Below are 13,767 nucleotides of genomic sequence, written 5' to 3' on the forward strand. Positions count from 1 at the left end.
CGGGAAGAATGTGGGATTGCAAGCGTGATCCGTTACGAATCGGATTGCCTTTTTTCCTCGGCGCCCGTAGGTTAGATGCGAGTACCCTCTTCGCCCGTAGGTGCAAGCGCACTCGCAAGTTAGCTCCGCCCGCTTCACACCCTTCGCCGGTGTGGGGCCGGAACGTGAGCTGGGAGCGCGCTCGGCGGGCGCTGGTTCTCCCCCCGATTCCGCGGTTTCCTGGCCGCGGTGGAGCATAGATCCCAGATGAACGTCATCGCGATCATCGCCGCGCTGGGCGCCGTAGTCGTGGCGTCGCCGGCGTTTTTCATTTTCGGTCGCCGCCTGGGGCGGTCCGCCGAGCAACGGCGCCAGGTCGAAGCCGAAGCCACCGCCCAGCAGTTGGCCAAGCGCGTCGTGGAGGATGCCGAGCGCGAAGCGGAGAACCTGCGCAAGAGCGCCGTCGTAGCCGGCAAGGAAGAGCTGATCAAGCTACGCGAGACGTTCGAGCAGGACGCGCGCGGCCGCCGCGAGGAGGTCGAGCGCGAGGAGCGCCGCCTCGAGGAGCGCGAGTCGCTGCTCGACCGCAAACTCGACGCGTTCGATCAGCGCGAGAAGGATCTCGGCCGCCGGCAGAGCGATTTCGGCCGTCGCGAGAAGAACGTCGCTCAGCGCGAAGGTGAGTTGGAGAAGCTCATTGTCGAGGAGCGCCGCCGTCTGGAACAGCTGGCCGGCCTTTCGGCGCTGGACGCCAAGGCCGAGTTGATCCGCCGCATGGAAGAGGAGGCTCAGGCCGACGCCGCCAATCGGATTCGCGAGATCCGCGAGACGGCGCGCCGCAACGCCGACCGGGAAGCCAAGAAGATCGTGGCCCTCGCCATCCAGCGCATCGCCGCCGAACACACCGCGGAGAGCACCGTGTCGGCGGTGTCGCTGCCGAACGACGAGATGAAAGGACGCATCATCGGCCGCGAGGGCCGGAACATTCGCGCCTTCGAATTGGCCACGGGCGTGGATGTGATCATCGATGACACGCCGGATTCGGTGGTCGTGTCGTGCTTCGATCCCATCCGTCGCGAAGTGGCGCGCCTGGCGCTCGAGAAGCTCGTGTCCGACGGCCGCATCCATCCGGGGCGCATCGAGGAAGTGGTGGAGAAGTCGCGCCGGGAAGTGGACACGCAAATCGTGGAGATCGGTGAAGAAGGGGCGTACGAGGCGGGCGTGCACGGCCTCCATCCCGAACTGATCAAGCTCGTGGGGCGCATGCGGTGGCGTACCAGCTACGGGCAGAACATCCTCCAGCACTCCAAAGAAGTGGCGTGGCTGGCCGGCATCATGGCCGCGGAACTGGGGCTCGACGTGGCCATGGCCAAGCGTGGCGCACTGCTCCATGACGTGGGCAAGGTGCTCACGCACGAGCACGAGGGCACGCACGTGCAGTTGGGCGTGGAGGTTGCCACCAAGTACGGCGAGCACCCGCTCGTGGTGAATTGCATCGCCGCGCATCACGACGACGTGCCGCACGAGAGTGAGATCTCCGTGCTTGTTCAGGCGGCCGACGCGATCTCGGGATCGCGTCCCGGCGCCCGGCGCGAAGCGTTCGAGACCTACGTCAAGCGCCTCGAGGGGCTGGAACGCATCGCGTCGAGCTACAAGGGCGTGGAGCGCGTATTCGCCATCCAGGCGGGGCGCGAGGTGCGCGTCATCGTCGTGCCCGAGGAAGTGGACGATCCGCGCATGACCACGTTGTCGGAGGAGATCGCCCGGCGGATCGAGGCCGAGTTGCAGTATCCGGGACAGATCAAGGTGATGCTCATTCGCGAAACGAGGGCTGTGGACTTTGCCAGATAATACCGAGGGGCGCGGCGGTCTGATCGACGGCGTCGCGCTCGCCAAGAAGATTCGCGCGCGGGTAGCCGAAGAGGCCGCGTCGCTCGCCGCCCAGGGCACGACACCGGGGCTCACCGTGGTACTCGTGGGCGACGACCCGGCGAGCGCCGTGTACGTGCGCACCAAGGGCCGGGCGTGCGATGAGGTCGGCATCCGGTCCGACACCATCATTCTCCCGGCGTCCACCGCCGAGCCCGAACTGCTGGCGTTGGTCGACACGCTCAATGCCGACCGGTCGGTGCACGGCATCCTCGTGCAGATGCCCCTGCCCAAACACATCGACGCCGACGCCGTGATCCGCCGCATCGATCCCGAAAAGGACGTCGATGGATTCCATCCGGTCAACGTCGGGTTGCTGCTGGCCGGGTCCAAGGAAGGGTTCGCGCCCTGCACGCCGGCCGGCGTGATGGCCATTCTGCGCGCATACGGCGTGGAGACGCGCGGCGCCGACGTCGTCGTGATCGGGCGGAGCAACATCGTGGGCAAGCCGATGGCGTCGCTGCTCGTCCAGGCGGGCGCCGACGCCGACGCCACCGTCACCATCTGCCACTCGCGCACGCGCGACCTGGCGGGACACGTTCGCCGCGCCGACATCGTGATCGCGGCCGTGGGACGCGCCCGCCTGGTCACCGCCGACATGGTGAAGCCGGGTGCGGTGGTGATCGACGTGGGCGTGAATCGCGTGGCCGACGCGAGCGCCCCCAAAGGCTACCGCCTCGTGGGCGACGTGGACTTCGAAGGCGTGCGACAGGTCGCCTCGCTCATCACGCCGGTGCCGGGGGGGGTTGGGCCGATGACGATCGCGATGCTGATGCAGAACACCGTCCGCGCCGCCTTCCGCGCGCTGAACTGATGCCGCGGCGCCGCGAGCCCCGCGGGGCGGAGCAGGGCGGCTTTGAGTTGTTCCCGGCGGTGAGCGAGGCCGCCGGGATGATCCCAGCGGCCGCCGGCCCTGGGGAGAGCGCCGACACGGCCGTGGCGGTCACGTCGCTCACCCAGACGGCCAAGGCGGTGATCGAGGGCGCGTTCTCTCCCTTGTGGGTACGCGGCGAGGTGAGCGATTTCAAGGCTCATCGCAACGGCCACTGGTACTTCACACTGCGCGACGAGTCGGCTCAGATCCGCTGCGTCGTCTGGTCACGTGACCAGCGCGGCATTCCCGCGTCGCCCGACGATGGCATGCAGGTCTCGGCACTTGGCCAACTCACGGTGTACGCCGCGCGCGGCGAAATGCAGTTCACCATCCGGCGTATCGAAGCGGTGGGCGATGGGCTCTGGCGCAAGGCGTTCGAGCAGACGCGCGCGCGCCTCGAGTCCGACGGGTTGCTGGCCCCGGAGCGCAAGCGGCCGATCCCGAAGTACCCCCGCCGGATCGCCGTGATCACGAGCCCGACGGGCGCGGCGCTGCACGACATCACCGCCGTGATCCGGCGCCGCGCGCCTGGCGTCGAGGTGGTGGTCATTCCGGCCGCCGTACAGGGCGAGGCGGCGCCCCGCGAGTTGGTCGCGGCGCTCGACCGGCTGGCCCGCTGGCACGACGCCGACCTCCTCATCATCGGCCGCGGCGGCGGCGCGCGCGAAGACCTGTGGGCGTTCAACGACGAACTCGTGGCCCGGGCCCTCGCCGCCTGTCCGATCCCCACGATCTCGGCCGTCGGCCACGAAGTGGACGTCACGATCTGCGACCTCGTGGCCGATCTCCGCGCGCCGACGCCATCGGCGGCCGCCGAAGCCGCGGTCCGCGCCGTGAGCGAGCTGGCCACCGAAGTGCGGGCGCTCGGCGTGCGGCTGCGACGCGCGGTCGCGTCGCGCGTCGAGGTTGCGGGCATGCGGCTGCACCGCGCCGGCCGCGCGCTGGCCGGGCTTGCCCAGCGTGGCGTGGAACGGCGCCGGGCGCGGCTGGGTGCGCTGGCCGGCCGCCTCGATGCGTTGAGTCCGCTGGCCACCCTCGAACGGGGATACGCCGTGGCGCGCGACGATGAAGGCCATGTGCTGGCCTCGGTCACGCAATTCACGCCGGACACGGCCTTCCGCCTCACGCTCCGCGACGGCGATATCCGCGCGCGCACCACCGGCATCCAGGAGAAGGCATGAGCTTCGAAGCGCGGTTGCAACGGCTGGAGGAGATCGTGGCCGAGCTGGAGGGCGACACCCTCGACCTGGCACGCGCTCTCACGCTGTTCGAGGAAGGAATTGCGTGCCTGCGCGACGCCACGACCGAGCTGGGCAAGTCCGAAGCGCAGGTGCGCCGGCTTGTCGAACGAGACGACGGCACCTTCGAAGTGACCGACCTGCGTGAGTGATCCGGCGTTCGACTTCGGGCCCGACCGGGCGGCCGTCGACGCGGCGCTCTCGGCGCTCGCCGCGCGCGAAACGGCGGCGCTGCCGGGCCCCGTGGGCAAGGCCATTCGTTACAGTCTCGAAGGCGGCGGCAAGCGGCTGCGCGCGGTGCTCTTTCTGGCCGCGTACCGTGCCGCCGGCGGCGCCCAGGACGCCGCGGATCTGGCCGCCGCCATCGAGGTGGTGCACGCCTACTCGCTCGTGCACGACGACCTTCCGTGCATGGACGACGACGACATGCGCCGGGGGCGCCCCACCGTGCACCGGGTATTCGGCGTGGCGGTGGCCACGGCGGCCGGCGTGGCGATGGTGCCGCTGGCGGCGCGCGCGGCGGCTCGGGCGGCACGGACCATGGGGCTCGCTCCGATGGTGACCACCCACATCGTGGAAGAACTCATGCGTGCCTCGGGTGCCGGGGGCATGGTGGGCGGGCAGCTGCTCGACCTCGAAGGGGAGGAGCGCCGGAACTCGCTTGCCGAATTGGAGCGCATCCATCGCGCCAAGACGGGCGCGCTCATCGGGGCGGCGGTCACGCTGGGCGGGCTGTCGGCGGGCGCGAGCGCCGAGCGCATGGCTGCGCTCGACCGATTTGGGGCAAGCGTGGGCCTGGCGTTCCAGATCGCCGACGACGTCCTCGACGTCACGGCCACGACCGACGAACTTGGCAAGACCGCGGGCAAGGACGTGGCGTATGGAAAGACCACCTATCCGGCGCTGCTGGGCGTCGAAGGCGCCGTGGCCAAGGCCGACGCGCTGGTGGCCGAGGGGTGCGGCGCGCTGGCCGAGGCTGGGCTGCTGAGCCCCGGCCTCGAGCGACTGGCGCGATTCATCATCTCCCGCCGATCGTAGTACCTTTGTACGATGGCCGAATCCGGACTTCGCCTCCCATGAGCATCCTAGACGGCATCAATTCCCCGGCCGACCTCCGGCTGCTGAGCCGTGCCCAACTGAGCACCCTCGCCGACGAGATGCGCGCGCGGCTCGTCGACGTGTGTTCTCGAACCGGCGGACACATCGGCGCCGGGTTGGGCGTGGTGGAACTGACCATCGCCCTGCACGCCGCGTTCGACACGCCGCGCGACCAGCTCGTGTGGGACGTCGGCCACCAGGGGTATCCGCACAAGCTGCTCACCGGGCGCAACGACCGGATGGAGACGCTGCGCAAGGAAGGCGGCATTTCCGGGTTCCTCAAGCGCAACGAGAGCGAGTACGATGCGTTCGGGGCGGGGCATGCCGCCACCTCGATCTCGGCGGCCCTCGGCATCGCGGCTGGCCGGGACATCCGCGGCGAGACGTACAAAGTGGCCGCCGTGCTCGGCGACGGCGCATTCAGCAGCGGTCTGGCATACGAGGGGCTGAACAACGCCGGCCACTCGGACCGCGACATCGTGGTGGTGCTCAACGACAACGAGATGTCCATCGCCCCCAACGTGGGCGCGATGTCGAAGTACCTGAACTCGGTGCAGCGCAACCCGCTGTACAACCGGCTCCGTTCGGCGCTTGGCGACATCATGGACAAGGCGCCCAGGCGGCTAGCGGGCGTGTCGGGCTGGGTGAAGCGGTGGGAGGAGAGCGTCAAGACGTTCCTGACCCCCGGCGTGCTGTTCGAGGAACTCGGATTCCGCTACTTCGGCCCCATCGACGGCCACGACATCGGCGCGATGCTCGATACCTTCACCGCCGTGCGGAACATGAGTGGCCCGCGGCTGGTCCACGTGATCACGCAGAAGGGCAAGGGATTCCCGGCGGGCGAACATTCGGCGGGCGAGAAGTGGCACGCGTTGCCGCCGGGGTACGATCCATCCACCGGCAAGGCGCGCCAGGCGTCCACGGGAAATCCGGCGTACACGGCCGTGTTCGGCAGGGGCTTGGCCGCGCTCGCCCAGGAAGATCCACGCGTCGTGACGATCACGGCGGCGATGCCGAGTGGCACCGGGACATCGGTCGTCGCCCAGGCGGTGCCCGATCGGTTCTTCGACGTCGGGATCGCCGAAGGGCACGCCGTGACGTTCGCCGCCGGATTGGCCACCCGCGGGCTCAAGCCGGTGGTGGCCATCTACTCCACCTTCCTGCAGCGCGGCTACGACAACATCATCCACGACGTGGCCATCCAGTCGCTGCCCGTGGTGTTCTGCATGGACCGGGCGGGCCTGGTGGGCGAGGACGGCGAGACCCACATGGGGCTATATGATATCGCATATATGCTCGCCGTGCCCAACATGACCGTGACCGCGCCGCGCGACGGGCGCGAGATGCTCGGGCTGCTGCGGGCCGGCATCGGCCACGACGCCGGCCCGTTCTGCCTGCGGTACCCGCGGGCCACCGTTCCCGACGACACGCCCGAGATGGCGGCCATCGAGCCGGTGCCGTACGGCACGTGGGACGTGGCGCGCCGCGGCGCCGAAGTGGCCATCCTCGCCGTGGGGACGATGGTCGGTGCTTCCCTCGCCGCCGCCGATGCGCTCGCCGCCGAGGGGCTGAACGTCACCGTGGTCAATTGCCGCTATCTCAAACCGTACGACGAGACGACGCTCACCGCCGTGCTCACCGAGCACCGACACGTGCTGGTGGTGGAGGAGGGCACGGTGGTGAACGGATTCGGCGCGTACATGAGCGCGGTCATCGCGCGACATGACCCCGCAGTCCGCGTCGAAACGCTGGGCGTGCCGGATCGGATCATCTACGCGGCCCCGCGGAACCGTCAGCTCGCCCTGTGCGGGCTCACTCCCGAAGGAATCGCCGATCGCGTGCGTGCGCTGCACCGGAGCGAGGCGATGGCCGGGTGACGCGCCTGGGCGTGATCGGGCATCGGGGCTACGTCGATGCCGGCCTCGGGGAACTGTTGCGCTCGCTGGGGCAGATCGCGCCGCGGCTGGGCCTGGAGCTGTTCGCCGAATTGGATCTGCTCGAGGAGGGTGCGCCCGGCGCGCTGCTCGACGATCCGGCGGCGCTCGATGCGCTGCTCACCCTGGGGGGGGACGGCACGCTGCTGCGCGGCGCGCGCTTGCTCCAGGCCAACCAGGTGCCCATCCTCGGCGTGAACCTGGGGCGGCTGGGCTTCCTCACCGGCACGCCCGCCGACCAGTTCGAATCGGCCCTCACCCGCTTCGCGCACGGCGACTACACCGTCGAAACGCGGATCGCGCTCCATGCCTTCGTGCTCGACCCGTCGGGCGCGCCGCGGCAGGACTGGTTCGCCCTCAACGACGTGGTGCTGCACAAGGGCGGGTTCGCCCGCGTCGTGACGCTGCGCGTGGCCGCCAATGAGCAGACCATCGCCAGCTATGCCGCCGACGGCGTCGTGATCTGCACGCCGACCGGCTCCACGGCGTATTCTCTGTCCGCCGGCGGGCCGATCCTCTTCCCCACGCTCGAGACGCTGCTCGTGACGCCCGTGTCGGCGCACGCGCTGGCCATCCGGCCGCTCGTCCTGCCCGCCGACTGGGTGGTGAGCGTGCAATCGGAAGGCGGGCCCGAAGAATTGCTGGTCACGGTGGACGGCCAGCCGGGCACCACGTTCGCCATCGGCGAGACGCTCACCGTACAGCGCGCCGCGCACGGCATCGGCATCGTGCGCTTTCCGGGCGGCAGCTTCTTCAACACGCTGCGGCAGAAGTTGGGGTGGGGCGGGCTCCCGCAGCGCGACCAACCGCCGGCATGCTGATCGAACTTCGCATCCGTAACTTCGCCATCATCGATTCGTTGTCGCTGCCGTTGGCTCCGGGATTCAACGTGCTCTCAGGCGAGACCGGCGCCGGCAAATCGATCATCGTCGGCGCGCTCGGGCTGCTGCTCGGCGAACGGGCCAGCGCCGATGTGATCCGCACCGGCCAGGACCGAGCGACGGTGGAAGGCGTGTTCGACATCGGTGACCGTCCCGACCTGCGTCCATTGCTCGACGCGCACGGCATCGAGGTGGACGACGCGCTGGTCGTGCTCAAGCGCGAGGTGGCCGCGGGCCGGGCCCGCGCTTGGGTGAACGGGTCCTCGGTCACCGCCACGCTGCTCTCCGAGGTCGGGCGGATGCTCGTGAACCTGCACGGACAGCATGAGGCCCAGTCGCTGCTCGACGAGGGATCGCAGCGCGCCATTCTCGACGCGTTCGGCGACGCCGCGTCCGACGCGGCGGCCGTTGCCGAGGCGTTCGCGGCGCTGAGCGTCGCGCAGCGCGAGATCGCCGACCTCCAGACGCGCACCCGCGAGGCGCAGCGCCGCGCCGACTACCTGCGCCACGTGGCCCGCGAGATCGAAGACGCCAAGTTGGTCGAGGGGGAAGATGCGCGGCTGGAGGAGGAGGCCAACCGCCTCGAGAACGCCGACGAACTCCGGGGGCTCGCGGGCGGCGCGCTCGCCGCGCTCAACGAAGAGGAGCAGGGCATCCTCCCGCAGCTGGGCACGCTCGAACGGTTGCTGCACCAGCTGCAGCGGCTGGACCCCACCACCGGCCGGCTGCAGGAATCGTACGACGCGGCCTATTACGCCTTGGACGCGGTGGCCCGCGAACTCGACCGCTACGAGAACGACGTGGAGCTGGATCCGCAGCGCCTCGCCCAGGTGCGACAGCGGCGCGAGGTGCTGTACGGCCTGATCAAGAAGTACGGGCCCACGCTCGGTGATGTGGTGCACCAGGGGCACGAGGCGCGGCGCGAACTCGACCTCATCGATTCCTCGGAGCTTGATCTCAAGTCGCTGCGCGACCGCGAGGCCGCGGCTCTCAAGGCGCTCGACCACGGAGCGGGGGCGCTCACGCGCAAACGCTTCGCGGCGGCGGCCCGCCTCGCCCGGGCGGTGGACGAGGTGCTGCCCGATCTCGGCATGCCGGACGGACACCTCGAGGTGGCGCTGGTGCCGCGCGCCCGGATCGGCGCCGAGGGGGCGGAGGATGTGGAGTTCCGCGTATCGCTCAACGTGGGGCACGACGCGCGTCCGCTGGCCCGCGTGGCGTCGGGCGGCGAACTGAGCCGGGTGATGCTGGCCCTCAAGACCATCCTCGCGCGGTTGGACCACGTGCCGACGCTGGTGTTCGACGAGGTCGACGCCGGCATCGGCGGCCGCGTGGGGCTTCAAGTGGGCGATACCATGCGTGGCGTCGCCGCGAGCCATCAGGTCTTCGCCATCACCCACCTGCCGCAGATCGCGGCGCGGGCGCACCACCACATTCGCGTGAGCAAGGATGCCGCGGGCGGCGTCACCACCGCCGACGTGACCGTGCTCCAGGGCGATGCCCGCGTGGCCGAGATCGCCCGGATGCTCGGTGGCGATCCGGAGAGCGCGCTGAGTCGGGCCCATGCGGCCGAACTCCTCGAGACGGCATCGGCCGCCGCGGCCTCCCGCGGCAAGCCGCCGAGGACCCGACGCGGCTCGTGACCCGCTATAGCGCGCCGCGGCGGAAGTAGAACCGCACCGAGATCTGGTCGCGCCAGTACTTGGCCATGCGGGCCGCGCCGCTCAGCGCTTCGAGGTGCGTGAAGCTGATGTCCACCGGGAACGTCACCTTTCCGCGGTCGTACTCGGGCACCGTGGAGTAGGTGAGCGCAAACCCGGCGGCTTGCTGCGTGCCAGCGGCACTGGTCACGCCGTCGAGCGTGGCCACGGCGCCTGCCAGATTCCCCGCGGCTGCCGATGCGTAGGTGTTGGCGGCGACATGCATGAAGTCATATAAGGCACTGACGCCGAGGCGCGACGCGACCATGAAGCGCGGCGCCACCTCCACGCGCACCACCGCCCCCGGCGTGTACGGGTAGATGCCGGACGTGGAGGGCGGGAACGGCGCGCCATCGCCGATCGGGAGGGCGCCGGACTTGGTCTTGCCAAACGGCAGCAGGTATTCGGCGGCCGCCGCGAGGCCGACGCGCCCCCCGGTCTGCACGTCCCAGGCGAGACGGCCGTCCGCGGCCATCGTCCCCAGCCCGGTGCCGATGACCAGCGGATTGGTGGGCGTGGCCAGCTGCCCGGTGGGCAGGCGCAACGTGCCGGTGAACGTCGCCCGCGCGAGAAATGCCCCGGGACGCGACGCCTTCACCGAATCGGTGAAGTCGTCGAACAGCTGCAGCTTCGCACTCAGTTCGACGTCGCCCGTGCTGATCATCATGGTGCTCTTGAGCGAGTCGAAGCCCGCCACCGCCGGATTCTGGAGCAGCGTGCCCAGATCCTGCGTGCCCACCACGCCCCCCGCCGCGGCCGGGGCGGCGGTGATCAGGGCGCCACTGTTGAGAAACGCCTGGTACGACGAGTCGTATGACGTGAGGCGCGTGCGAATGAGCTGGTCGGCCGCGCTGCCGGCCACCGGCACCACCGGCGCGCCCGAGGACTGTGTATTGGTGCCGTAGACCGCGCCGAACGCCGTCGCGAATGACGACGTGCTCTGCAACAGCGCGGTCACGTCCCCCTGCCGCTGGAGGATGGTCGGGCAGTTGGCGTTCGCGGTTGCATTGGCCTGACACGCCTGGAGGGTCGATGCCAACGTCGCCCCCGCATTGACCAACTGGGCAACGACCATGCTGTCGCTGGCCAACGCATTCCTATTCACTTTGGCCGGATTCACACCGACGTTGCCTTCGGTGCCTAATGGATTCACTCGCAAGCTGATGACCGTACGGGTACGCACGAGCGGCAGCATCACGCCAATCGTGAGGCGGCGGGTGAGGCCGTATTCGACGCTGATCGGCGTGACGGAAATGCGCGCGTCGGCGGCTGCTGCCGTGTGTCCCAGCGTCAGGTGGAAGGGCGACCCGGTGAGCGACGAGATCGCGCTCTGTGTGGGGGCCAGCGCCGGCAGTTGCACCACGCCGAGGGAATCGAAGCTGTATTCCGCACCCAGCGGAATGGTTCGCTTCGTGCTGTCCGCGGGCGCGAAGCGGGAGTCGAATCGCGTCCACGCCGAGGATATCTGCACCCTGAACCGGCCCCGCGGCGCGACGGTGGCGTCGTCGAGGTGGCCGAGGTCCGCCTGCGCGCGCGCTGCGCGCGGCAGGGCCGCGACGAGCAGGGGAATCAGGGCAGTTCCGAGCAGGGTTCGAACGGCGCGCTTCCGGATCATGGCGGTACGCGAGTCGCTGGGGTGAAGGCGTGCGCTTATTATCCTATCGGGAAACCCGTCAAAGTTAACCTGTATCCCGTGCCCCTGCCTTCGCTCCCCCTCTCCGTCCCCCTCCCCATCCCGCGCGTGCCGTGGCAGATCACCGGCAATCACTGGCTGGCGGTGCCCTGCATTCATCCCGCCAATGGCGCCGTGCACGCCGTGGGCGTGCTTCATCGCGGCGCGCGCTCGGCGATCGAGTTCGCCGGCCACGCCGGGTTCGTGGACGCCCAGGGCCCGGCGCTGTTGCGTCCCACGATCGCCGTGAACGGCGCGTCGTACGACCTCGCGGCGTCACCCATGGCGTGGGAGCGCGCCCTCGGCTGGCTTCCGACCTTCACGTGCACGGTGGGACCGCTGGTGCTGCGCGGGACGGTGTTCGCGCCCTTCGGTCGCGACGCCGACATGGCCGGCGCCGTGTACGCGCTCTCAGTGGAGAACCGGTCCGGGTCCGCGTGCCGCGTGCGTGTGGGCGTCGAGGGCACGCTTGGGCACCGGCAACTCCGGGTGCGCACGCCGCGTCCGTTCGCGGATGCGCACCGGGCGTCGGTGGCCGGCGACCTCGTGCTGCTCGACGGCACCGGCGAACCCGGGCTGGTGGCGCTCGCCCTCGGTGCTGACGGGGACGCGATGGTTTCCGTGACCGGTGGCGAGGCGCCCGGGTATTCCATTGCCCGTGATCTCGACCTGCCGGCGGGAGCGCGCGAACAGGTGGCATTCTATCTGGCGGCCGGTCCCGAGCGCGACGGCGCGCAGGCCTCGGTGGCGGTGCTGCGCCGCCGCGGGTGGCGTGGGCTCCTCGCCGGCACGCGCGATGCCATCCAGGCGTTGGAACAGACCACCGGAAACGACGCGCTCGATCGTTTGATCAATCAGAACCTGCTGTTCGCGTATTTCTACGCCGTGGGGCGGGCACTCGATGACGCCCATTACTACTTGATGCGCACCCGGGCGCCCTGGCACAGTGCCGGCGTGACGGTGCGCGACTGGGAAGCGCTGATGTGGACGGTGGGCGCAGTGCAGCTGGCCGACGCGCCCCTGGCTCGCGAGTTGATCCTCCGGGCGTGTGAACTCCATGGCTACGCGCCGGGACGCGGCGTGCACTATCTGGACGGCACCCTGTTCGAACCGGGGTTCTCGCTGGAGGGGGCGGCGAGCTACCCGCTGGCCGTGGAGCGCTACATCCGTGACACCGGTGATGACCATATCGTGGACGAGCCCGTGTTGGGCGACACGCTGTACGTGGCGCACGACGAGCTGACCGACCGCCGCGACGCGGAGTGGCCGCTCTACACCACCGAGGTCGGGCCCTCCGGGGCGCCGGTGGCCCACCCGTTCACGCTTCACGGCAATGCCGTCGTGGCGATGGCGCTCGACGTGCTCCGTCGGACCCTCGACGAGGAAACGGCGCGCGACGTCCAGGATCCCGCGGCCGTGCGTGCGGCGCTACTGCGCCACTTTCTCGAATCGCGTGAAGGTGCGCAGGTATTCGCGTCGTCCATCGACATGGCCGGTGCGGCGTCCATGGAAGACGATCCGGTGGGGTCGGCGTTCTGGCTACCCCTCTACGAAACCGTGGAGCGCCACGACTCGAACTACCGGCGCACCGCCAAAGCCCTCACCCATCCGGCGGCCGAGTTGGCGCAGCATTGCGCGCGGCTCATCGGCCCCGAGTCGTCGACCCAAGTGAAGTGGTTCCGGCGCGCGCCGCTCGACGGAGGGTTCGCCGCGCAGTACGTGGATGGGGAGGGCAAGGCCACCGGAAACGGCGGCGATGCCTCGCTCTCGGGCCTCGTCGCGTGGAGCTTATGGTACGCCGTGCACGGGCTCGGGGAGCGCGGCTGACGTTCTTGTCGGCCCGCGGGAGCGCGGGCTATATTGGTGGGCACGCGGGAATAGCTCAGTTGGTAGAGCACAACCTTGCCAAGGTTGGGGTCGCGGGTTCGAGTCCCGTTTCCCGCTCTGATACGTGATGGTGTAGAATGAGGAGCGGCCGCGGCCGCTCCTTTTTTTCGCGCTCCCGCCGGGGTGGCGAAACTGGTAGACGCGAGGGACTTAAAATCGCTCACTGGTGCGATTCCTCCCTCTGAAGCGTGCAGTTTCCTGGGCCGAACGGGAATATAGTGGGGAAAACCGACGGCTGGACGGCCGGCCGCTGGCCTGTCAGAAATCTTGGGCGTTCTGGGGTGCCATGCGCCCGGCCGGGATCGAACCGGCATCCCCGCAGGGAGCGGATTTTAAGTCCGCCGCGTTTGCCATTTCGCCACGGGCGCGTCCGTCAGGATAGCACCTCCCTCGGCGATCCGCTACGCTCTGCCGGCGGCACCGCTCCCCCCCCAGCCTGAGTGGCCGAAGGTGGAGCGCGGCCTCGCCAAAGGTGTGCCTGCCTGGCCCCAATCCGACACTCGGCTCCATGCCCGAACCTGCTAATCGGCCGCTCGAGAGCGGGGCCGGTCCGCCTTCGGTCATGGCAACGATAC

Annotated in this window: 10 protein-coding genes and 2 tRNA genes; 10 read left to right on the forward strand and 2 right to left on the reverse strand. The window is 69.6% G+C overall.

From position 1 onward, the window contains the following. Positions 1-246: 246 nt before the first annotated feature. Genes rny through recN form a run of 8 tightly spaced genes read left to right on the forward strand, consistent with a single transcriptional unit; the run spans position 247 to position 9,576 of the window. On the forward strand, positions 247-1,830 hold the full coding sequence (gene rny / locus VNF92_03115) for a ribonuclease Y (GenBank protein ID HVA56854.1): 1,584 nt from the start codon (positions 247-249) through the stop codon (positions 1,828-1,830). Further along, positions 1,820-2,722 carry a bifunctional methylenetetrahydrofolate dehydrogenase/methenyltetrahydrofolate cyclohydrolase FolD gene (gene folD / locus VNF92_03120; GenBank protein ID HVA56855.1) on the forward strand — a complete coding sequence of 301 codons (903 nt, stop codon included), beginning with the start codon at positions 1,820-1,822 and terminating at the stop codon, positions 2,720-2,722. Before rny ends, folD begins: the two co-directional genes overlap by 11 nt. Further along, positions 2,722-3,963, forward strand: a complete 1,242-nt coding sequence (xseA, locus tag VNF92_03125; protein HVA56856.1) for an exodeoxyribonuclease VII large subunit — start codon at positions 2,722-2,724, stop codon at positions 3,961-3,963. The genes folD and xseA overlap by 1 nt, the downstream gene beginning before the upstream one ends. After that, entirely contained in the window at positions 3,960-4,172 is a 213-nt protein-coding gene (gene xseB, locus VNF92_03130) for an exodeoxyribonuclease VII small subunit (protein ID HVA56857.1), read from the forward strand. The genes xseA and xseB overlap by 4 nt, the downstream gene beginning before the upstream one ends. Continuing rightward, positions 4,165-5,058 carry a farnesyl diphosphate synthase gene (locus VNF92_03135; GenBank protein ID HVA56858.1) on the forward strand — a complete coding sequence of 298 codons (894 nt, stop codon included), beginning with the start codon at positions 4,165-4,167 and terminating at the stop codon, positions 5,056-5,058. The genes xseB and VNF92_03135 overlap by 8 nt, the downstream gene beginning before the upstream one ends. Before the next feature lie 38 nt (positions 5,059-5,096). After that, positions 5,097-6,995, forward strand: coding sequence for a 1-deoxy-D-xylulose-5-phosphate synthase (gene dxs, locus VNF92_03140; GenBank protein HVA56859.1), 1,899 nt, complete (start codon positions 5,097-5,099; stop codon positions 6,993-6,995). After that, positions 6,992-7,873, forward strand: coding sequence for an NAD(+)/NADH kinase (locus VNF92_03145; GenBank protein HVA56860.1), 882 nt, complete (start codon positions 6,992-6,994; stop codon positions 7,871-7,873). The genes dxs and VNF92_03145 overlap by 4 nt, the downstream gene beginning before the upstream one ends. Then, on the forward strand, positions 7,867-9,576 hold the full coding sequence (gene recN, locus VNF92_03150; GenBank protein HVA56861.1) for a DNA repair protein RecN: 1,710 nt from the start codon (positions 7,867-7,869) through the stop codon (positions 9,574-9,576). Before VNF92_03145 ends, recN begins: the two co-directional genes overlap by 7 nt. A 4-nt stretch (positions 9,577-9,580) precedes the next feature. Here the strand turns inward: recN and VNF92_03155 are convergent, their stop codons facing one another. After that, on the reverse strand, positions 9,581-11,248 hold the full coding sequence (locus VNF92_03155) for a hypothetical protein (protein HVA56862.1): 1,668 nt from the start codon (positions 11,246-11,248) through the stop codon (positions 9,581-9,583). 78 nt (positions 11,249-11,326) lie between these two features. On the opposite strand from VNF92_03155, the gene VNF92_03160 reads away from it, so the two are divergent. Both VNF92_03160 and VNF92_03165 read left to right on the forward strand, forming a co-directional pair. Further along, positions 11,327-13,132 carry a hypothetical protein gene (locus VNF92_03160; GenBank protein HVA56863.1) on the forward strand — a complete coding sequence of 602 codons (1,806 nt, stop codon included), beginning with the start codon at positions 11,327-11,329 and terminating at the stop codon, positions 13,130-13,132. Positions 13,133-13,176: 44 nt separating this feature from the next. Then, positions 13,177-13,249: transfer RNA gene (locus tag VNF92_03165), tRNA-Gly, on the forward strand. Positions 13,250-13,479: 230 nt separating this feature from the next. Here VNF92_03165 and VNF92_03170 read toward each other — a convergent pair. Next, positions 13,480-13,560, reverse strand: a tRNA-Leu gene (locus tag VNF92_03170). Positions 13,561-13,767: the final 207 nt, after the last annotated feature.

This window comes from Gemmatimonadaceae bacterium, assembly GCA_035533015.1.
Lineage (GTDB): Bacteria > Gemmatimonadota > Gemmatimonadetes > Gemmatimonadales > Gemmatimonadaceae > JAGWRI01.

Excerpts from the sequence above, each read along its gene's own strand:
- xseA (HVA56856.1), top strand. The coding sequence starts at position 2,722 with ATGCCGCGGCGCCGCGAGCCCCGCGGGGCGGAGCAGGGCGGCTTTGAG.
- VNF92_03155 (HVA56862.1), bottom strand. The coding sequence starts at position 11,248 with ATGATCCGGAAGCGCGCCGTTCGAACCCTGCTCGGAACTGCCCTGATT.
- rny (HVA56854.1), top strand. The coding sequence starts at position 247 with ATGAACGTCATCGCGATCATCGCCGCGCTGGGCGCCGTAGTCGTGGCG.
- recN (HVA56861.1), top strand. The coding sequence starts at position 7,867 with ATGCTGATCGAACTTCGCATCCGTAACTTCGCCATCATCGATTCGTTG.
- dxs (HVA56859.1), top strand. The coding sequence starts at position 5,097 with ATGAGCATCCTAGACGGCATCAATTCCCCGGCCGACCTCCGGCTGCTG.
- xseB (HVA56857.1), top strand. The coding sequence starts at position 3,960 with ATGAGCTTCGAAGCGCGGTTGCAACGGCTGGAGGAGATCGTGGCCGAG.